The organism is Salegentibacter sp. BLCTC, from assembly GCF_015143665.1.
In the GTDB taxonomy this organism is placed as follows: domain Bacteria; phylum Bacteroidota; class Bacteroidia; order Flavobacteriales; family Flavobacteriaceae; genus Salegentibacter; species Salegentibacter maritimus.
Map to the genome: position 1 here is coordinate 648,668 of NZ_WYEW01000003.1, position 19,840 is coordinate 668,507.

Here is a 19,840-nt window from a genome sequence, read left to right on the forward strand (position 1 = left end):
AAAACCATAAAAACTAAGTTATGAAAATCACTTTTTACGGACAGAGTTGTTTGGGAATTAAAATTGGGGATATCCATGTATTGGTAGATCCGTTTATAACCGGTAATGAGTTGGCAAAGGATAAAATTAATATCAAGAATATAAAGGCCGATTATATCTTATTAACGCACGCTCATCAGGACCACACCTTAGATGCAGAGGAAATTGCAAAAAATACCGGAGCTGTAATTGTAAGTAATTTTGAAATTGCTAATCATTATGAAGAAAAAGGTATAGAAGTTCACCCTATGAATCACGGAGGTAATTGGGAATTTGAATTTGGAAAAGTGAAGTATGTAAATGCCGTACATACCAGTTCTTTTCCAGATGGGAAATATGGTGGCCAGCCCGGAGGTTTTGTGATAGAAGGAGAGCATAAAAATATCTATATTGCCGGAGATACGGCACTAACCATGGATATGCAATTAATACCCCAACATACCACCCTGGACTTAGCAATTCTTCCTATTGGAGACAATTTTACCATGGGAGTAGAAGATGCTATTATTGCCAGTGATTTTGTTGAATGTGATAAAGTTTTGGGTTGTCATTACGATACTTTTGGCTACATTGAGATTAACCACGAAGAAGCTAAAAGAAAGTTTTTTGATGAAGGTAAAGACCTAATGCTGCTGGAAATTGGAGAAAGTTTGGAGCTTTAGTTACAACTTAGCTAAACAATAAAAATATATGCAGGCAGAATACAAGAAGTATGTCTTAAAATTTAAACGCCCCAGCGGAACTTCGCGGGGCGTTCTTACTACTAAAGAAACCTGGTTCCTAAAAATTACCGATGCCGGTAAAACCGGATATGGAGAATGTGGAATTCTTAGAAGCCTTAGCGTAGACGACAGGCCAGATTATGAAGAGAAACTACAATGGGTTTGTAACAATATTAATTTAGGCGAAACTATGCTTTGGGAAGAATTAAAAGAATTTCCCAGCATTCAAATTGGGGTAGAAATGGCTTTTAGGTCTTTACATTCAGCCAATCCTTTTGAGATATACCCTTCTGAATTTACCCGTGGGAAATCGGCAATACCAATTAACGGATTGATATGGATGGGCGAAAAGCCCTTTATGAAGTCGCAAATTCAGGAAAAAATTGAAGCCGGTTTTGATTGTATTAAAATGAAGATTGGCGCCATAGATTTTGAGGCCGAATTGGAACTTTTAAAATATATAAGAACCGAATTTTCTCCTGAAGAAATAGAGTTACGCGTAGATGCTAATGGAGCTTTTAAACCTACCGAAGCTTTGGAGAAGCTAAAACGCTTAAGTGAATTCCAGTTACACAGTATAGAACAGCCCATTAAACAGGGGCAAGCGGAAGAAATGGCTCAATTATGCGAAGAGACTCCGCTTCCTATAGCTTTAGACGAAGAATTAATTGGTGTTTTTGATGTAACGAAGAAGAAAGAATTGTTACAAACAATAAAACCGCAGTATATTATTTTAAAACCTAGCTTAATTGGAGGTTTTAAAGGTGCTCAAGAGTGGATTGATCTTGCCGGAAAGCAAGATATTGGCTGGTGGATTACCAGTGCCCTGGAAAGCAATCTGGGGTTAAATGCAATTTCTCAATTTACCTTTACCAAAAATAATAAAATGCCGCAGGGCCTGGGAACGGGGAGTTTGTATACTAATAATATAGCATGTCCGTTAGAGGTCACTGAAGGAAGTATTCAATATAACCCAACAAAAAATTGGGATTTTAATTTTTAAACCATGTATATAGCTGAAGCTTTTAAATATCGCCACGAATTTTGGCGATACATCATTGGAACAATATTGGTTGTTGGTGGAGTTCTTATAGGCCAAATACCTTTAGGTGTAGCTATTTTTCTGGAGCGGGGAATGGAAATAGCATCGATGACTGAGGGAGAACTTATGCGGGTTTTAGATTCTAACTTTACATTATTTCTAATCCTATTAACTTTTGCTGCAGGATTGGGAGTCCTGGTTTTGGTAGTAAAGTTATTGCATAACCAAACCTTAAAGTCGCTTACCACCAGCCGTAAAAAAGTTGACTGGGGACGCGTTTGGTTTGGTTTTGGGCTTGTAGCTGCTTTTACAATTAGTGTTACTTTGATAGAGTATATGCTAAGCCCTGAAGACTTTTTGGTGAATTTTAAACCGGTTCCTTTTGCTATTCTTGTGGCAGTTGCTTTTGTAATGATTCCGTTACAAACCAGCTTTGAAGAATATTTATTCCGGGGATATTTTATGCAGGGCCTGGGGGTATTGGTCAAAAATCGTTGGGTACCTTTACTGGTAACTTCAGTTTGCTTTGGAGGCTTACATTTTTTTAATCCTGAAGTAACCCAAATGGGAAACTTAATCATGGTTTATTACATAGGTACAGGGTTTTTACTGGGAATTATGACATTAATGGATGAAGGTATGGAATTGGCTTTAGGCTTTCATGCCGGAAACAACCTTACCGCAGCCTTATTAATTACGGCCGATTGGACTGCATTCCAAACCGAATCTATTTTTAAGGATATTTCCGATCCAACTGCCGGTCTTGACGTGTTGGTGCCGGTATTTATAATATACCCTCTTTTCCTTTATATCATGGCCAAAAAATACGGTTGGAGCGATTGGAAAAATAAACTTTTTGGTCGCGTAGAAAAGCCTGAAATAATAAAACCTGTTGAAGAAGTTTAAATTTATCATTACAATTTATTAACTTTCAGTATAGAGGAATGTAACATATTTGGTTTTAAATATGGCAGATAATTATAAATTACCGGAAACGCATCCAGATTTTAGGCTGAATAAGCGACATTTTACCAATGCCGAATTACATTCTATTGCTTATAGTTTTATAAAGGAAGGAGAAGCTTTTGAAGAAAAAGTAGGAAGTTTCCTGTTAGATTGGATCAAGCCTTCTAAGTATGTAGAAGTAAAAACATCGGGTTCTACCGGAACTCCAAAAGTGATAAGAATTAAAAAGGAGTTTATGATTAATTCGGCCATAGCTACTTCCCGGTTCTTCGACCTACCCGAAAAAACAACTGCTTTATTGTGTTTACCCGCTAGCTATATTGCCGGAAAGATGATGCTGGTGAGGGCAATGGTATTAGGCTGGCATTTAGATATGGTACCGCCTTCCTCCAACCCCTTAGATCAGGTTTTTAAGCGATATGACTTTTGTGCCATGACCCCGTTTCAATTAGATAATTCGGTGGGGCGTTTACATCTTATAAAAAAATTAATTGTGGGAGGTGGGGCAGTTTCCCCAAGATTGCAAAAAATGGTAAAAGATGTAGATACTAAAGTATACGAAACTTATGGAATGACAGAGACGGTTACCCATATTGCCGCCAAAAGATTAAATCCGTCAAAAAACAAGAAAAAGTCACGCGTATTTAAGGTTTTACCTAATATTAATATTTCTAAAGACGATAGGGGTTGCCTGGTAATTAAAGCTCCTAAACTTTCAGATGATATTATTGTTACAAATGATGTAGTTGATATTCTTACCTATAAAAAGTTTAGATGGCAAGGCAGGTTAGACAATGTAATTAACTCGGGAGGAATAAAACTGCACCCTGAGCAAATAGAGAAAAAGCTTTCAAAAATTATAGATCAGCGCTTATTTGTAATTGGGATGCCCGATGATTCTTTGGGAGAAAAATTGGTGTTATTTGTTGAAAACGAATTTTCTGAAGCTCTTTTGGCTCAATTACAGCAAGAGATTAAAGCTTTAAAAAGCCTGGAGAAATATGAACGACCAAAAAAGATTTATCTTATCGAAAAATTTGAAGAAACTCACACCGGGAAAATACATAGAGAAAATACGTTTAAAAGTAAGATGAATTAAGTATCTTAATTTAATACCAAACAAAATCTTCTTATTGCTGCATTTTCATTGAATAGTCCATAGAATGCTTACCAGAGCCATAAAATAGAAAAAACAGGCTTAAAATTAGTACGATGCTAGCTTCCAACAATCTGCCGGGCTGCATAACACCTATAAAGTTTATGGCAATGGCACCAAGAATAATAGGTAATTGAACGATAATGGCCCAACGTGTAAGTAGGCCAACCGCTATAAGTACACCGCCAATTAAATGGGCAAAAGCTACATAATGCACCGTAAACATAGTGCCTCCGTAACCTTCAAGAGGCTTTATAAGGGCTATAAGGGTTTCTGTTTGAGAAATAAAGTTGATTCCTTTTATAAAAAGAAAAACTCCCAGGGCAATTCTTAAAATATCAATGAAATAATAAGTGTGCGCATTTGCCCACTTATTGAGGGATTTTACGCTTGTCATATCTCTAGCTTTAAAGTTATATTGACTTAAGTTACTTAAAATTAATCATTTGTTGTGATAATTATTTGTTATTATTTTATTTTTAGGCACAAAAAAATGGCTGATTAAGAAGGAATTAGTATCAATTTTTGAATTTAATTACTTCCTAAACAGCCATATTATAAGGCTCTAGCTTCTCTATTTTTTAAAACTGGTTTGAATATAAAATTCCAGTTCGTTTACTTTTATTTTATCTATCGCAACATTCTGCTTTAAGTTTTGCCATTGGTTAGTAGGATTAATCCTTATTTCTTTTCCATCTATAAAAATATCGACAGGCATTTTGAAATCTTCAACATCTGTCACCCATTTAACCTGTGTTTTTCCATTCTCTTTTCTGAACTGCAAATTAGGTAGGGCAGCATGTCTTAGATATTGGTCAAATATTGGTTGTAAATCTACTTCAGTTGCTTCATTAAAGAAATTTTCGGTAGTTCGGGTATCAATAATTTGATGCTTATAGGTTTCAGTATAATCCTTTAAGGTCTTCCACCATAATTCATCGTTATCATAAATACTACGAATGGTATTTAACAAATTAGCTCCTTTAAAATACATGTCTCCGGAGCCTTCGCTATTTACGCCGTAATCGCCAATAATTTTTGAGGTATTCCCAAGTCCGCTACGGGTGCCTTTAAGGTATTCCTGCGCTTCTTTTTTACCCCAACGGCACTCTATATACACTGCTTCAGAATAAGAAGTGAAGCCTTCATGAATCCACATATCGGCAATATCTCTAGCGGTAATACTGTTGCCATACCATTCGTGACCCGATTCGTGAATAATAATAAAATCCCATTTTAGACCAATCCCGGTCCCCGAAAGATCATTGCCTTTGTAGCCCATTTTATATTCATTTCCGTAGGCCACAGCACTTTGGTGTTCCATACCCAGGTAAGGGGTTTCTATTAGCTTAAAACCATCTTCCACAAAAGGATATTCACCAAATTTTTCGTAGAAGCAATCCATCATGGGTTTTACCTCTTTAAATTGCTTTTTAGCTTTTTCCAGGTTGTAGGGTAACACATAATAGTCTAAATCTAGATCTCCGTAGGAATCTGAAAAATGCTCGTAATTTGCGATGTTAATCATCACGTTGTAGTTATTAATAGGGTTTACGGTTTTCCAGCTCCATTCGGTAAAGCCGTTACCCAAATCTTTTTCGCCTAAAAATTGACCGTTAGAAACATTCATTAGTCCGTTTGGAACGGCTATATCCAGTTGCACTTCCTCTGGTTCGTCACTTTGATGATCTTTATTTGGATACCAAAGGCTTGCCCCGGTTCCCTGCACGGCTACGCCAATCCAGGGATTGCCATTTTTATCTTTGTCCCATACAAAACCACCATCCCAGGGTGCATTTTTTGCCACAATAGGCTTTCCGGAATAATAGAACTGAATTTCGCCCTGTTCATCTGCTTCTACCAATTCATCTAATTCGATAAAAACCGCATTATGTTTACGTTTAAAATCTAAGGCTTTATTGTTTTGAAGAATAGAATCTACGTCCATGTTCTCAAAAAGATCTATTTGAATGCTAGAAAGATTTTCTTCAGCAATAAAGCTAATGGTGTTTGAGCCCGAAATAAATTGTTTTTCGGGTTCTACTTTAAGCTTTAAATGGTATTTCTGAACATCAAAAGCGCGTTCAGGCCTTAAAGAGCCCCTTAAGGAATCGGCTTCGGTATATTTACCGTCTTTGTTGCTTAAAACCTGGGCACTTAAATTGAGTGTAAGTATTAAAAGTATAAAAGTTAATAGGCTTGGTTTCATTATTTGTTTATTATGATTTGAAATAAAAAAAGGAACTAATCTGTGTAAATTCGAAATCTGATTTTTGAATGATTAAAATTTGAATTCCTCTTTAACCCTTCAATAATTAGAAGTTTTTTATCTCTTACTTTTCAGAAGCATTCCAGAAATATATTCCCCCTTTGGAGCCTGTCCTGAATTCACTTCGGGAGGGCAGGGGGCTTGTAATTTCATGTTTGTATCACTCCTAAGTTAAAATCCTTTTCAATAGGCGCATGGTTGGCGGCTTCAATTCCCATAGAGATCCATTTTCTGGTGTCTAAAGGATCTATTACAGCGTCTGTCCATAGTCTTGCGGCCGCATAATAGGGAGAAGTTTGTTCGTCGTAACGTGATTTTATCGCATCAAAAACTTCTTTTTCCTTTTCCTCATCAACTTTTTCGCCTTTTTTCTCCATGGCAGCGGTTTCAATTTGTGCTAAAACCTTTGCTGCCTGTGTGCCGCCCATTACAGCAAGCTCGGCACTGGGCCAGGCTACGATAAGTCTAGGATCGTAAGCTTTTCCGCACATCGCATAATTTCCTGCACCGTAAGAATTGCCCATAATAATAGTGAATTTTGGTACTACCGAATTACTAACCGCATTTACCATTTTGGCCCCATCTTTAATAATGCCGCCGTGCTCACTTTTACTGCCTACCATAAAACCGGTTACATCCTGAAGAAAAACCAAAGGAATTTTTTTCTGGTTGCAGTTTGCGATAAAACGGGTGGCCTTATCGGCAGAATCGGAATAAATCACTCCACCAAACTGCATTTCTCCTTTTTTGGTCTTTACAATTTTGCGCTGATTGGCGACTATACCAACGGCCCAACCATCTATACGGGCGTAACCGGTAATAATAGTTTGCCCATATCCTTCTTTATATTCCTCAAATTCAGAACCGTCTACCAGTCGGGAGATAATTTCCCTAACATCGTATTGATCGCTTCGCTTTTTAGGTAGAATTCCATAGATGTCTTCTTGCTTCTCTTTCGGTGCTACGGCTTTTTTATGGTTAAATCCGGCTTTATCAAAATCGCCCATTTTATCCATGATGTTTTTTATGCGGGTAAGGGCATCCTTATCGTCTGTAGCTTTATAATCTGTAACGCCGCTAATTTCACTATGTGTCGTGGCTCCTCCCAGGGTTTCATTGTCTATAGATTCTCCAATGGCAGCTTTTACAAGGTAACTTCCGGCAAGGAAAATACTTCCGGTTTTTTCTACAATAAGGGCTTCATCGCTCATAATAGGAAGGTAAGCACCTCCGGCAACACAACTTCCCATTACGGCTGCAATTTGAGTGACTCCCATACTGCTCATTACTGCATTATTTCTAAAAATCCTTCCGAAGTGTTCCTTATCAGGGAAAATTTCGTCTTGCATGGGAAGGTAAACCCCGGCGCTATCTACCAGGTAAATGATGGGGAGTTTATTTTCAATGGCTATTTCCTGGGCTCTCAGGTTTTTCTTTCCGGTAATAGGGAACCAGGCACCTGCTTTTACAGTAGCATCATTAGCGACTACAATACATTGCTTCCCCGATACATAGCCAATCTTTACCACTACGCCTCCTGAAGGACAGCCACCGTGTTCTTTGTACATACCTTCACCGGCAAATGCACCAATTTCTATAGCCTTCGATTTATCGTCCAGTAAAAAATCAATACGTTCACGGGCTGTCATTTTCCCCTTGGCGTGGTGTTTTTCAATACGTTTTTCACCTCCTCCCAGCTTTACGCGTTTAAATTTATGATTTAATGAAGAAACCAAAAGTTTGTTATGATCTTCATTCTTATTGAATTTCATATTCATATATTGTAAGTTTCGAGCTTTATTGTTATTAAATAAACTTGAATACTGCTAAAATTTTTATCAATTTTTCAGTAAAAAGCGAAAACTTCGTTCTCTTTTGGCTAAAATACAAAATAGGCTTTATTCTTAAAGTGGATTTTGAGGCTAAAATGTTCGATATTTGTACAAAACCTTTTATTATGGGAATGAATAAAAATACCATCTTCGCCTGGGCATCTTTTGCTTTGTTTTTAATTGGAGCCGCAATTATTTTATTAGGCGTACTTAAATATAGGGATTATGCTATTGGATTCTCGGTGGTGGGAATTGGTTTTTTTGCAATTTCCTGGGCTTTTAATGCTCTAAAAGGCAGGATTTAAATTGAAATTATAAGCTATGAGTGCTGCAAAAGATCAACTACTTAAGCATTTAAAAGGTGGAGAAGCTTTTGCTTCTTTAGAGAGTTTTATAGATAAAATTCCTTTTGAGAAACTGGGGGAGCGTCCCTATCAATTACCATATTCATTCTATGAACTTTTTTACCATGTGGTTTTTGCCCAAAAAGACATCGTAGATTATGCTATTTCAAGTGAGTACAAAGCTCCTAATTGGCCCGATGATTATTGGCCTGAACGGTTGGCGCCTGAAAGCATGGAAGCCTGGGATAACCTCAAGAAGGAATATTTTGATAATAGGGTGTTGCTGGAAAAATTCCTGCTAGATCCCAAAAACGAGCTTAATAATCCGGTTATTAATTCTGAAGAGCATAGCTTGTTTCGGGAGGTGCTTCTGGTTATAGAACATACGGCCTATCACACGGGCCAAATGCTCATTATTTTACGTCTACTGGGACTTTATAAATAGTGGGGTGGTGTGAGTTTTATTTTAGATATTTGCAAACTTAAACAGATTAAAAAAATAGTATATGGCAGATGATAAAAAAGTGATTTTTTCAATGTCTGGGGTAACCAAAACTTTTAAAAATGCGAATACCCCTGTTTTGAAAAATATATACCTTAGTTTTTTCTATGGTGCAAAAATTGGAATTTTAGGTTTAAACGGTTCCGGTAAATCTACTTTGCTTAGAATTATAGCAGGCGAGGATAAAAATTACCAGGGCGATGTGGTTTTTTCTCCCGGATATTCTGTTGGTTACCTGGAACAGGAACCAAAATTAGATGAAGATAAAACAGTTCTTGAAGTAGTAAAAGAAGGTGTGGCCGAAACGGTTGCTATTCTGGATGAATATAATAAAATAAACGACCAGTTTGGTTTGCCTGAAGTATATGAGGATGCTGAAAAAATGCAGAAACTTATGGATAAGCAGGCGGCACTTCAGGATAAAATTGATTCTTCTAATGCCTGGGAGCTAGATACTAAGCTGGAAATTGCGATGGATGCACTTCGCACACCCGAGGCCGATAAAAAAATTGCGGTGCTTTCTGGGGGAGAAAGAAGACGTGTAGCCCTGTGTAGGTTATTGCTGCAGGAACCGGATATTTTACTGCTTGATGAGCCTACAAACCACCTTGATGCCGAATCTGTACATTGGTTAGAACATCATTTAGCCCAGTACAAAGGAACCGTGATTGCTGTAACGCACGACCGTTATTTCCTTGATAACGTTGCCGGTTGGATTTTAGAGTTAGATAGGGGAGAAGGTATTCCGTGGAAAGGAAATTACTCTTCCTGGCTAGACCAGAAGTCTAAACGAATGGCACAGGAACAAAAGCAAGCCAGCAAACGTCAAAAAACGCTTGAACGTGAATTGGAGTGGGCAAAAATGAACCCTAAAGGTCGCCAAAGCAAGCAAAAAGCCAGGCTTAAAAATTACGATAAGCTATTGAGCCAGGATCAAAAGCAAATGGATGAACAGCTGGAAATTTATATTCCAAATGGTCCAAGACTGGGTACCAATGTGATTGAAGCCAATGGCGTGAGTAAAGCTTTTGGTGATAAATTGCTATATGAAGATTTAAATTTTAAACTTCCGCAGGCTGGAATTGTAGGGGTTATCGGTCCAAACGGTGCCGGTAAAACCACAATTTTTAAAATGATTATGGGAGAAGAGCAGCCAGATAAAGGAAGTTTTGAAGTTGGTGAGACTGCAAAAATCGCTTATGTAGACCAGGCACATTCTAACATTGATCCTGAAAAAACTATTTGGCAAAACTTTAGCGACGAGCAGGAATTAGTTATGATGGGTGGCCGCCAGGTAAACTCAAGAGCTTATTTGAGCCGATTTAACTTTAGCGGAAGCGAACAAAATAAGAAAGTAAATATGCTTTCTGGTGGAGAACGTAACCGACTTCATTTAGCGATGACGCTTAAAGAAGAAGGTAACGTGTTACTGCTTGATGAGCCTACCAACGATTTAGATGTGAATACCCTTAGGGCACTGGAAGAAGGTTTAGAGAATTTTGCCGGATGTGCAGTAGTTATATCTCACGACCGTTGGTTCCTGGATAGAATTTGTACACATATTTTAGCCTTTGAAGGAGACTCTCAGGTTTATTTCTTTGAAGGAAGTTTCTCTGATTATGAGGAGAATAAGAAAAAACGTTTAGGTGGCGATATTATGCCGAAACGTATTAAATATAAGAAATTGGTGAGATAAGCCAATTTCACCCTGAGTTTATTTTAAGGTTTAAAATGGTTATTAACAATAACTTTAATCCTGAAACAAGTTCAGAATGACGTTAATTTGATTTATAAATAAAAGCCTCACAGTTTTTTAAATCTGTGAGGCTTTTTTATACTATTCTTTCTCTGGTTTCTTTTTCTTCTTTGGAGGCATTGGACCACGAAGGTGAATTATGAGTCCGTTAAGGAAATTCCGAAGAAATTGATCGCCACATTCTACATATTTTGGGTGGTCTTCGGCTCTAAAAATAGCACCCAATTCACTTTTGGTAACTTTAAAATCTACCAAAGCACAAATTTTTACAATATCGTCGTCTCTTAATTTGTGAGCGACCCGTAATTTTTTAAAAATATCGTTGTTTGTTAATCCCATAGTGCAAAAATAGTTTTTTCCCGGGTTTGGTTTTTAGTTTTTCAGGTTTAATTGGTTTTCAATAGCAGTAATTTTAGCTACATCGGCTTTGTTTTCTATTGTTGATTTGGCGTCTGTAAGAAAATTTTTAGCCTCATTATCAATTATTTTATAATAGTCTTCATGAATAGCTTTTTGATTTTTCAGGTAATAAAAGAGCATCCCCACTTTTTGTACGATAATAATATCATGTTTGCAATACGCTCTTATGGGAGCCAGAACCTGGTATAATAATTCTTTGAAATCCACACTTCGCATCTTTATTAGCACCTGGTCTTCAGTTTTTAAAAATTCGGAGTCTTTCTTTTGCATCCTTAACGCAAGTAGCTCGGTTAAATAGTCTATGGCATTTAAGGCGGTTCCGGGATCGTTAATGCCCGGCGACATAGCTTTTACTATAACTTCGGTAATTTGTTTAAATGCTAAAACGTAGTTTGTACTAACCAACTCGCCGCGTGCAAGGCTAAAATTATACAGTACTTTTTTTACTGTTTCTTCGTCTAACTCTTTTTTTGATTTAAAAAGGGGGATTCCGTTTAAAATAAAAATTCCTTTTACGGGTAAGATTTCAATTTGAGTTTCTTTTTCCTTGCAAATATCCAGGAGGTTTTTTGAAGATAAATTTTGAAAATATCCGCTTTCCTGTGAATGATACTCGTACCAGTTCTTGGTTTCCGGAAAATCCTGAACTTCTTTTTTTTCATTCTTCACTAACAAATTTAATCGGCTCTTAGCCTGACGAAAAATGCGATCCAGGATGTTGTTAATTTGAATACTTTGCGAAATATTGTGAATAAAATAGATAAAAGATCCTATACAAATAACAGTAAGAATAATTCCTACCAATACTGAAAAACCTGGTATTTGATGTGAATCTCCTTCGGGTTGAATTGAAACGGCCACAAAAATACAATAGAGTATTGTAGCCAGGTAGATCCCCAGTATAATTTGATGATTTTTATCAGAGATAAGTCCGGGTAGTAGTCTGGGCGAATAATTACTGGAGGCCTGGTTTAGTAAAACCATTACCATAGAAAAGCTAAAAACCATCATAGAAATAAGTCCGGTAATACAAGCGGTTAATATGCTTAATGCTGTATTTCCATTATTTACTACCAGCATTGGGATATGTTCTATCAGGTATTTTGAAATGCCTTTATTTTCGATATAGATGAGTATAAAAGCGAATAAAAAACCTAGAATAGCAAATACACTGGGGTAAAATGCAATTTTGCTTTGCAGGTTAAAAAGGATGATATAAATGCGATTAAAAAAATGCTTCATAGAATTTTTTGGAAAGGTACTTAAATATGCTTGAAGATAGGTTTCTTTATTCATTTTGCCAAAATGGCATTTATTTTTACTGTGTAAGTGTCAAAAAGACATGTTATTTGAATTGGAATTTAATTTGCTATTAGATTATCAGAAGAAGTAAAAAAATAAAGTTTAACAAAAATTATAAAGCTATGAGTTTAATTAAAAGAAATGAGGCCAACTGGCTGCCATCTGTTTTTGACGATATGTTTAAAACCGATTGGTTAGGAGGAACTACAAATGTGAACAGTATTGGAACCAGCATTCCTGCTGTAAATATTCAGGAAACCGACGACCATTTTAAAGTAGAGGTTGCCGCACCTGGTAAAACCAAGGAAGATTTCAACATTGAATTAGATAATGATGTTTTAACCATTTCTTCTGAAGAGAAAAAAGAAAGTGAAACTTCAGAAAAAAATGGAAGATACACCAGAAAGGAGTTTAGTTACAGTACTTTTAAAAGAGCATTTGGCTTACCAGATTCTGTGAATAGCGAAAAAATATCAGCTTCTTATGAAGATGGGGTTTTGGCGATAGAACTTCCAAAACGAGAGGAAGCTAAAGTGCAACCTAAACGAATGATTGATATTTCGTAATTTTAATAGTTGATTTAGTTAGTTAAAAAAACGTCCCTTAGCGGACGTTTTTTTTATGCGGGTATTTTACGTATTTAAAAATGCTTTAATCAAAGCCGGAAAAGGGATTTATGGGGTAAAGATATACGCAATTGTATTTTTATTCGTTAAAAAGAAACCGGGAACTCTATAATTATTTTATATAATATGATATATTTACCCACAAGAACAGACCTACTAAATCTATTTTTATGAACAAATATGTTGTACTAATTTTTATTAGCATTTTTTGTGTCTCTGTCTCTCAGGCACAGGAATATAGTTTTGGAATAAAAGGAGGTGCCAATTACTCTATGACCGGCGAAATTGACGGTAGTTCCTCGGGAGGTGCAGGTTTTTTTGATGGAGTTGTTGAAGGGCAACCCAAAGTTGGTTTCCATGCAGGGGTATTTTTTGAATTGAATTTTGGGAAGTTTTTTGTGCGTCCTGAGGTGATATTCAATTCTATGGAGATGGAATTCGAATTTCCCGCGCAAAATTCAATATACGCGGTAGAAAAGTTAAGTATTCCCCTCTTATTTGGATATAATGTTTGGGGGCCTATAGATGTTTATGCGGGGCCTGCTTATCAAAACATTATGAATGCCACCATTGAAGGTACCGAGCCGGTGAACCAAACTATAATTGTGCAAAACACCCCTCTTGCTGTGCAGGCCGGAATTAAAGCTAGCATAGGAAGGTTTGAATTGGGCGTGAGATACGATAGGTCTTTGGCAAGTCAGGAATCACAAGGCCTTGACTTTAATAATGGACAGTATGGTATTAATTTGACCGAATATGATGATTTAAGGGTAAACCAATTTCTATTAAGCCTTAGTTTTAAGATTGGCGACAGCGAATCTAATACAGGCCGAAGGAGAGGAAGAGGTTGTTATTTTTAAATAACATGTTTTAAAATAAAAAAAGCCTTAATTGTTAATTTTTCAATTAAGGCTTTTTTTGTTGGTGTTTTTTATAAATATAACGCTTAAAATTATTAAATTGATAGGTGTATTTACATGCTTAATTTATTAAAATGAAAGATTTGTATTCCATAAAGCCAAAAAAGCGGAAACGCCTTATTTTAATATTAAGTATATTCTTTGCTCTTTTATTAATTACAGAATTTATAGAAAAACAGAGTTTAAAAAGTATAGACCAGGATTTTTCTTCCCTTTATCAAGATAGGCTTTTACCTGCCTCCCAAATGTATGAACTTTCCAGGATACTCCACGAAAAAAGAATGTTTTTTGAAAATATTGAAGATGGTGGTGATTTTGTGGCCAAATTAAACTTAGAGGAAATTGAAGCTTATAATGCCCGGATTAATCAGCTATTAGAAGAATATGGGAACACTTATTTAGTAGATAGGGAAGCTATTTATTTTGAAGAGTTTAATAAACATTACCAGGAATATCTAATACTGGAAAATACCATACTCAAAAATCTACAGGAGAACGATTATAATACGGCGCGTTATCTTATTAAAAAGAATACCAACGAGTATTTTAAAATATTGGATTTAGATTTGCATAATATGGCGCGCATTCAGCCAGAGGTAGGAGAAGAACTTTTGGCTCACTACAAATCTAACTCAGGTATGCATACACTCCTAAACTATTTTAAAATTGCTTTAACCATTCTAATTGGCATTTTTATCCTGCGACTTCTTGGTTTAGAAGAACTGCTTCGCCGTCCTAAACAGAAGTTTGAATTAAATTAGGCGTTTTTATTAGAGTAAATTGTAGGAATTTTCTTTAAAATTTTCAAAATTGTCAAGTTTTTTAATTTTTTTTCTTTTGTTTTTCTTTAATTAAAATGCTTTCTTTTTTTGGATAAAGATTGATTTTTATCAATAAAACGTTTCGTTTTTAAGTATGCTTTTTTAGGGAGTGCTTATTTTTATTTTGAATGATAATGCTGATTAACAATGTTTTAGGTATTATATCGAAAAAACATCAAGTGGATGCTAATTATATGTAAATTTATGTAGGAATAAGATGCCTCCACCTTCTATTCCTATTTTCCCCCCAGCTACCCTTAATTTTAAAAAATTAAAATTTACTATCCCAATAGAATAGCAATAAAGCTATGCTAACGTATAAAATATAGAAGTCCCCATTTTCTATTTTATCTAAAATTGAACTTATTATTTCAGAATTAAAGTGAACCCCCGGTATCATTATAAATGGGACTCACTGTGACGAAGTCATGATAAATTTTGAAGATTTAAAATACTCTTACCACCCCCCGCAATAGATGAATTTTGAGCATTTTACAAAATGTTCTTCATCTAAACAATTACACTATTAATCTAATATTAAAATTGTGAAGGGGTCTTATTTTATTATTCCATTATCAGTTGTTATTCATTTAATGATTATCAATCTGAGTTTGTATTTTCTAACACCCGAAACTTATACCGAAACCTTGGCTATAAGTATCAATATTTCCTGGCTGTTAATAGGTGTTGGGCTAAATTTTTACAGCATTGATAGAAAAGAGAAATTTAGACATAAATTTCACAAGTTTTTACGGCACTTTTTTGTTTTTGTGCTTTCTTACTTTAGTGTATTAGCTTTCCTAAAGATTGACTTTGATCCGAAAAAACAAATTTTAGTTTTATTGTCGTTGTTGTTTTTCCTGTTGTTTTACAGGTGGTTCTTTTTTGAGATTAGAAAATTCTATCGTCAGGGTGGTGGTAACTCATTGAAAGTGATAATTTTAGGAAATGACTCGAATCTAACTCGGCTTGAGAATATTTTTAATGATCCGGATTATGGGTATAGATACCTGGGGTATTTCCACAATAAAAAAGAAAAGCGGGCTGTAGGTAATTATCTTGGTCGTTTTGAAGATTGTTTTCGTTTTATAATAAATCAGGAGGTAGATGAGATTTATTGTTCAGTTAGCCGATTTTCTAAAGAAGAATTGCTTAGAATTAGAGCGTTTTCAGACAATCACTTAGCTAAATTAAAATTAATTCCAGATAATAAAGGGGTTTATTCAAGTTCTATGGAATTTGAAATTTTTGAAAACTTGCCCATTCTTAATTTAAGAAAATCCCCACTTGAAAAAAACTATGCAAAATATGGTAAGCGCATTTTTGATATAGTCTTTTCATCTTTTGTAATTATATGTATTCTTTCATGGTTAATACCACTGCTTTTTATACTAAACCTTTTTGAGTCTAAAGGGCCGGTTATCTTTAAGCAATTACGTCACGGGAAAGACAAAAAGATTTTTTGGTGCTATAAGTTTAGGTCTATGGCCGTAAATACCGAGGCCAATAGTAAAATGTGTACACGTAATGATTTAAGAGTAACTAAAATTGGAAAATTTCTGAGAAAGACCAGCATAGACGAATTACCACAATTTATAAACGTGTTTCTTGGCGATATGAGTGTGGTTGGTCCCAGGCCCCATATGGAGCTTCATACCATAGAGTACGAGCATAATGTAGATAAATACCTGGTAAGGCATTTTGCAAAACCCGGTATAACCGGCTTAGCCCAGGTAAGGGGATATAGGGGCGAAATTATAAGAAAATCAGATATTATTAATAGAACCCGAATGGATATTTTTTATCTGGAAAAATGGACGGCATTATTAGACCTGAAAATTATTTACCAAACTATTTATAATTGTTTTTACGGCGAAGAAAAAGCTTATTAAATGTTAGCAATCCTTTTTATAAAATTAGTCACCTCCTATGAAAAATTCAACTCCACCCTTAGCGCTTGTCCCTAAAAAAAGCTTTCAATTGAAGATATTAATCTTTATCTCCATAATTTCACTAAGCTCTTGCGTGAATGTTAAGAAAGCCACCTATTTTAATGATATTCCCGATACCGAATTCAGGTCTAGATTTGAAAATATGGAACCTGTAATTCAGGAAAACGATTTGCTTAGTATCTCGGTTAGTAGTTTAAACCCTGAAGCTACCGAAGTTTTTAATGCATCTAATGTTTCGGTAACGCAAACTTCAACAGCTACAGGAACTACTACTCAGGCTTCAGGTTACCTGGTAGACCACGAGGGATTTATTAGGTTTCCAATTTTGGGTAGCCTAAAAGCAGCAGGAAAAACAAAACAGCAATTACGGGAAGAAATAACAGAAGAATTAATAGACCGAAAACTTTTATTAGAACCAATAGTAGACGTTAGGTACCTAAATTACCGGGTTTCAGTATTGGGAGAAGTAAAGAATCCTTCGGTAGTTACTATTCCTAGCGAAAAAGTAACCTTACTAGAAGCATTGGGACTTGCCGGAGATCTTACCGTTTATGCAAAACGCGACAATATTTTGCTAATACGGGAAGAAGGAAATGTAAAAAAGTTAGTCCGGCTTGACTTAACTTCGGAAGAAATATTTACATCGCCATATTATCACCTTAAATCTAATGATATTATTTATGTGGAAGCTAACAAATCTAAGGTCGCTTCTACAAGTAGAATCAATCAATGGTTACCTATTATCATTAGTACCCTCTCCCTCGCTGTCATTGCTTTTGACAGGTTCCTATAATTAAATAGCAAAGCCATGAAATACAATTCTAAAACCGGAAAAGAGGATAATCTTTTCAGGTACATCATAAAAACATTTTTTCCTTTTTGGCCTTTATTCCTGGTGCTTATTGTGGTTTGTGTTGCCGCAGCCTGGGGGTATTTAAAATATACCACTCCGGTTTATGAGGCATCTGCCTCCATTATGATTAAGGACGAAAAGAAGGGGGTAGATGATTCTAAAATAATGGAAAGTATAAATCCTTTTGATTCCAAAAAGATTGTTGAGAATGAAATTGAAGTTTTAAAGTCCAGGGATTTAATGAAAGGCGTAGTGAAAAACCTGGGGCTTTATGCGCCTATTTATGAAGATGCCGGAATTAAAACGAAATCGGCTTACACTTCCAGCCCAATTAAAGTGATTGTTGAAAACCCTGGGAAGATAGGTTTTGCAGATAAAGAACCTGAAAAGCATTTTTTTGAATATAACTTTAAGAAAGAAAAGGTTAATTATTTAGGAAAGGAGTATAGTTTGAATACGTGGTTAAATATTTCTGGTGGGCATAGCATTATGTTTACCAGGAATGAAAACGTCAATAAAACAGCACAAGACCCTTTGTTTTTTTATTTATTGAATCCTAAAATAATTACTGCAGGTTTAATTGATGAATTAGATATAAGTACTTCCAATAAGCTTTCATCGGTAGTTAATTTAAGCATAAAGGATCAGGTACCAGAAAAAGCCGAAGATATTCTTAACCAATTAATTTGGCAGTATAATCAAAAGATTGTTCAGGACCAGAATGAACTTGCGTTAAATACAATGACTTTTATAGATGAACGAATAGAAAATGTAGAAGAAGATTTAGCCGAGCTTGAGTATAAAATACAGGAATATAAATCGAACCAGGGGGTAATAGATTTGAGTGAGCAAGGTAGGTTATACCTTGAAGATGTTGGTGAGAACGATAAGCAAATTTCTGAACTCGAGCTTCAGCTGGCGGTCTTAAATAATGTTGAAAACTATGTAATCTCAAAAGGTAGCGCCGGGGGAATGGTTCCTTCTACACTTGGAATTAGCGATCCCATATTATCGCAGCTTATCGAGAAGCTGTATGACCTTGAAGTAGAATATGAAAGATTAAAGAAAACAACTGGGGAGAATAATCCGATTTTAATTTCTATTTCTAATCAAATATCTAAAATAAGGCCCAGTATATTAGAAAACGTAAAAAGTCAAAGACAGAATTTAGAGTCAAGGCTAAGTAGTTTAAATTCTAACAATATAAGGTTTAACTCTACTTTGAGGAATATTCCGGGAAAGGAAAGAACCCTTTTGGAAATAAACAGACGAAAAACAATTAAGAATAATTTGTTCTCTTATCTTCTGCAAAAGAGAGAAGAAGCAGCCCTGGCCAATGTGCCAACAAATGAAAATAGTGCGATGATTGATAAAGCTGAGGCTTCTATAAAACCGGTAAGCCCTAAGCCACTTTTCGCCTATTTAATTGCGATGTTTCTTGCTGTGGGAGCTGGTAGTGGGTATGTGGTTGGAAAAGAAATTCTTAGCGGCAAAGTTTTGTATAGATCAGATATTGAGGATCACACCAAAATACCGGTGATTGCAGAACTGTTTTACGCTAAAAATTCAAAGGCGAAGAAATTTACAAAACCAAAGGAGTTTGTGCTAATAGAACAGTTTAGGCAGTTGGGTGCGCGGCTGGGCTTATACCGTCAGGATATCCATGATAAGAGAATATTGGTAACCTCTGGAATTTCTGGGGAAGGGAAGAGTTTTGTGAGTTCTAATTTGGCTTTTAGCCTGGCCCAAACCGGAAGGCGGGTAGCGCTTGTTGATATGGATTTCAGAAAACATCATACATCAGAATTATTTGATGTATCTAATTCTAGCGGAATTATTGGTTACTTAAAAGGTGAAGAAACTTATAAAAATATTATTCATCCCTCTAAGGTTAACCCCAACCTTTTTGTAATTGGTACCGGAGCCAAAGCAGATGATTATACTGAAATTCTCCTAAACGGAAACCTGGCTTCTTTAATGGATACACTGTCTAATGATTTCGAATATGTTATTATAGATACTGCTCCTGTAAATATTTTGGCCGAAGTAAACCTTATAGCAGAGTTTTGCGAAAAAACCTTATTGGTTATAAGGCACGGCTATACTTCAAAAGAATCTCTTAAAAGGCTGGACGAATCTGCAGGCATACAGGCCCTTAAAAATGTTTCTATAGTTTTTAATGGTCTAAAAAATAGAGGAATGATTGAAACCGATTATGGCTATGGTTATGATTTAAAACATAGAATGGCTTCTTATGCTAAACAATAGCGAAAGCAATACGATTCTATGGATACTTCTAATTAACAAGAACTATAAAG

18 protein-coding genes are annotated in these 19,840 nt (G+C 35.7%); 13 read left to right on the forward strand and 5 right to left on the reverse strand.

The annotated features are described in order from the left end of the window. Positions 1–20 precede the first annotated feature (20 nt). The 4 genes from GUB10_RS06270 to GUB10_RS06285 all read left to right on the forward strand — a co-directional run bounded on the left by GUB10_RS06270 (position 21) and on the right by GUB10_RS06285 (position 3,868). Positions 21–701, forward strand: a complete 681-nt coding sequence (locus GUB10_RS06270; protein ID WP_193710565.1) for a metal-dependent hydrolase — start codon at positions 21–23, stop codon at positions 699–701. A gap of 28 nt (positions 702–729) precedes the next feature. Then, positions 730–1,764: an o-succinylbenzoate synthase gene (locus GUB10_RS06275; protein WP_193710566.1), complete on the forward strand. Its 1,035-nt coding sequence runs from the start codon at positions 730–732 to the stop codon at positions 1,762–1,764. Between the two features lie 3 nt (positions 1,765–1,767). Then, complete coding sequence (locus tag GUB10_RS06280) at positions 1,768–2,709, forward strand: CPBP family intramembrane glutamic endopeptidase (protein ID WP_193710567.1); 942 nt, start codon at positions 1,768–1,770, stop codon at positions 2,707–2,709. A gap of 61 nt (positions 2,710–2,770) precedes the next feature. After that, the gene (locus GUB10_RS06285) at positions 2,771–3,868 is read left to right on the forward strand and encodes an AMP-binding protein (RefSeq protein WP_193710568.1); all 1,098 of its coding nucleotides are present in this window, start codon (positions 2,771–2,773) and stop codon (positions 3,866–3,868) included. A gap of 31 nt (positions 3,869–3,899) precedes the next feature. On the opposite strand, the gene GUB10_RS06290 is transcribed toward GUB10_RS06285, so the two are convergent. The 3 genes from GUB10_RS06290 to GUB10_RS06300 form a co-directional block, all read right to left on the reverse strand. Then, positions 3,900–4,322, reverse strand: coding sequence for a DoxX family protein (locus GUB10_RS06290; protein ID WP_193710569.1), 423 nt, complete (start codon positions 4,320–4,322; stop codon positions 3,900–3,902). 177 nt (positions 4,323–4,499) lie between these two features. Then, the gene (locus tag GUB10_RS06295; protein ID WP_193710570.1) at positions 4,500–6,134 is read right to left on the reverse strand and encodes a M1 family metallopeptidase; all 1,635 of its coding nucleotides are present in this window, start codon (positions 6,132–6,134) and stop codon (positions 4,500–4,502) included. 209 nt (positions 6,135–6,343) lie between these two features. After that, positions 6,344–7,972 (reverse strand): acyl-CoA carboxylase subunit beta, encoded by a 1,629-nt coding sequence (locus tag GUB10_RS06300; RefSeq protein ID WP_193710571.1) that lies wholly within the window; start codon positions 7,970–7,972, stop codon positions 6,344–6,346. A gap of 179 nt (positions 7,973–8,151) precedes the next feature. Here GUB10_RS06300 and GUB10_RS06305 point away from each other — a divergent pair, with 179 nt between their 5' ends. The 3 genes from GUB10_RS06305 to ettA all read left to right on the forward strand — a co-directional run bounded on the left by GUB10_RS06305 (position 8,152) and on the right by ettA (position 10,568). Beyond that, on the forward strand, positions 8,152–8,331 hold the full coding sequence (locus tag GUB10_RS06305; protein ID WP_193710572.1) for a CAL67264 family membrane protein: 180 nt from the start codon (positions 8,152–8,154) through the stop codon (positions 8,329–8,331). Between the two features lie 16 nt (positions 8,332–8,347). After that, positions 8,348–8,815 carry a DinB family protein gene (locus GUB10_RS06310; RefSeq protein WP_193710573.1) on the forward strand — a complete coding sequence of 156 codons (468 nt, stop codon included), beginning with the start codon at positions 8,348–8,350 and terminating at the stop codon, positions 8,813–8,815. Positions 8,816–8,876: 61 nt separating this feature from the next. Beyond that, positions 8,877–10,568: an energy-dependent translational throttle protein EttA gene (ettA, locus tag GUB10_RS06315; RefSeq protein WP_193710574.1), complete on the forward strand. Its 1,692-nt coding sequence runs from the start codon at positions 8,877–8,879 to the stop codon at positions 10,566–10,568. Between the two features lie 141 nt (positions 10,569–10,709). Here ettA and GUB10_RS06320 read toward each other — a convergent pair whose 3' ends face one another. Both GUB10_RS06320 and GUB10_RS06325 read right to left on the reverse strand, forming a co-directional pair. Next, on the reverse strand, positions 10,710–10,967 hold the full coding sequence (locus GUB10_RS06320; RefSeq protein WP_193710575.1) for a DUF1456 family protein: 258 nt from the start codon (positions 10,965–10,967) through the stop codon (positions 10,710–10,712). A gap of 33 nt (positions 10,968–11,000) precedes the next feature. Then, positions 11,001–12,290, reverse strand: coding sequence for a DUF2254 domain-containing protein (locus GUB10_RS06325; protein ID WP_193710576.1), 1,290 nt, complete (start codon positions 12,288–12,290; stop codon positions 11,001–11,003). Between the two features lie 182 nt (positions 12,291–12,472). On the opposite strand from GUB10_RS06325, the gene GUB10_RS06330 reads away from it, so the two are divergent. From GUB10_RS06330 to GUB10_RS06355, 6 genes are all read left to right on the forward strand, one after another. Then, entirely contained in the window at positions 12,473–12,916 is a 444-nt protein-coding gene (locus GUB10_RS06330; protein WP_193710577.1) for an Hsp20/alpha crystallin family protein, read from the forward strand. A gap of 230 nt (positions 12,917–13,146) precedes the next feature. After that, a complete protein-coding gene (locus GUB10_RS06335; protein ID WP_193710578.1) occupies positions 13,147–13,836 on the forward strand; it encodes an outer membrane beta-barrel protein in 690 nt (229 codons plus the stop codon). A gap of 134 nt (positions 13,837–13,970) precedes the next feature. Continuing rightward, positions 13,971–14,657 (forward strand): MCP four helix bundle domain-containing protein, encoded by a 687-nt coding sequence (locus GUB10_RS06340; RefSeq protein ID WP_193710579.1) that lies wholly within the window; start codon positions 13,971–13,973, stop codon positions 14,655–14,657. 605 nt (positions 14,658–15,262) lie between these two features. After that, positions 15,263–16,609 carry an exopolysaccharide biosynthesis polyprenyl glycosylphosphotransferase gene (locus GUB10_RS06345; protein ID WP_193710580.1) on the forward strand — a complete coding sequence of 449 codons (1,347 nt, stop codon included), beginning with the start codon at positions 15,263–15,265 and terminating at the stop codon, positions 16,607–16,609. A gap of 37 nt (positions 16,610–16,646) precedes the next feature. Next, positions 16,647–17,462 (forward strand): polysaccharide biosynthesis/export family protein, encoded by an 816-nt coding sequence (locus GUB10_RS06350; protein ID WP_193710581.1) that lies wholly within the window; start codon positions 16,647–16,649, stop codon positions 17,460–17,462. A 15-nt stretch (positions 17,463–17,477) separates the two neighbouring features. After that, on the forward strand, positions 17,478–19,790 hold the full coding sequence (locus GUB10_RS06355; protein ID WP_193710582.1) for a polysaccharide biosynthesis tyrosine autokinase: 2,313 nt from the start codon (positions 17,478–17,480) through the stop codon (positions 19,788–19,790). The last annotated feature ends 50 nt before the right edge of the window (positions 19,791–19,840 follow it).

What these genes read in the sequence shown, in the direction of transcription:
- GUB10_RS06270 (WP_193710565.1), top strand. Translation starts at nt 21, where the DNA reads ATGAAAATCACTTTTTACGGACAGAGTTGTTTGGGAATTAAAATTGGG.
- GUB10_RS06300 (WP_193710571.1), bottom strand. Translation starts at nt 7,972, where the DNA reads ATGAATATGAAATTCAATAAGAATGAAGATCATAACAAACTTTTGGTT.
- GUB10_RS06325 (WP_193710576.1), bottom strand. Translation starts at nt 12,290, where the DNA reads ATGAAGCATTTTTTTAATCGCATTTATATCATCCTTTTTAACCTGCAA.
- GUB10_RS06285 (WP_193710568.1), top strand. Translation starts at nt 2,771, where the DNA reads ATGGCAGATAATTATAAATTACCGGAAACGCATCCAGATTTTAGGCTG.
- GUB10_RS06310 (WP_193710573.1), top strand. Translation starts at nt 8,348, where the DNA reads ATGAGTGCTGCAAAAGATCAACTACTTAAGCATTTAAAAGGTGGAGAA.
- ettA (WP_193710574.1), top strand. Translation starts at nt 8,877, where the DNA reads ATGGCAGATGATAAAAAAGTGATTTTTTCAATGTCTGGGGTAACCAAA.
- GUB10_RS06330 (WP_193710577.1), top strand. Translation starts at nt 12,473, where the DNA reads ATGAGTTTAATTAAAAGAAATGAGGCCAACTGGCTGCCATCTGTTTTT.
- GUB10_RS06290 (WP_193710569.1), bottom strand. Translation starts at nt 4,322, where the DNA reads ATGACAAGCGTAAAATCCCTCAATAAGTGGGCAAATGCGCACACTTAT.
- GUB10_RS06275 (WP_193710566.1), top strand. Translation starts at nt 730, where the DNA reads ATGCAGGCAGAATACAAGAAGTATGTCTTAAAATTTAAACGCCCCAGC.
- GUB10_RS06320 (WP_193710575.1), bottom strand. Translation starts at nt 10,967, where the DNA reads ATGGGATTAACAAACAACGATATTTTTAAAAAATTACGGGTCGCTCAC.
- GUB10_RS06305 (WP_193710572.1), top strand. Translation starts at nt 8,152, where the DNA reads ATGGGAATGAATAAAAATACCATCTTCGCCTGGGCATCTTTTGCTTTG.
- GUB10_RS06350 (WP_193710581.1), top strand. Translation starts at nt 16,647, where the DNA reads ATGAAAAATTCAACTCCACCCTTAGCGCTTGTCCCTAAAAAAAGCTTT.
- GUB10_RS06335 (WP_193710578.1), top strand. Translation starts at nt 13,147, where the DNA reads ATGAACAAATATGTTGTACTAATTTTTATTAGCATTTTTTGTGTCTCT.
- GUB10_RS06295 (WP_193710570.1), bottom strand. Translation starts at nt 6,134, where the DNA reads ATGAAACCAAGCCTATTAACTTTTATACTTTTAATACTTACACTCAAT.
- GUB10_RS06280 (WP_193710567.1), top strand. Translation starts at nt 1,768, where the DNA reads ATGTATATAGCTGAAGCTTTTAAATATCGCCACGAATTTTGGCGATAC.
- GUB10_RS06355 (WP_193710582.1), top strand. Translation starts at nt 17,478, where the DNA reads ATGAAATACAATTCTAAAACCGGAAAAGAGGATAATCTTTTCAGGTAC.
- GUB10_RS06340 (WP_193710579.1), top strand. Translation starts at nt 13,971, where the DNA reads ATGAAAGATTTGTATTCCATAAAGCCAAAAAAGCGGAAACGCCTTATT.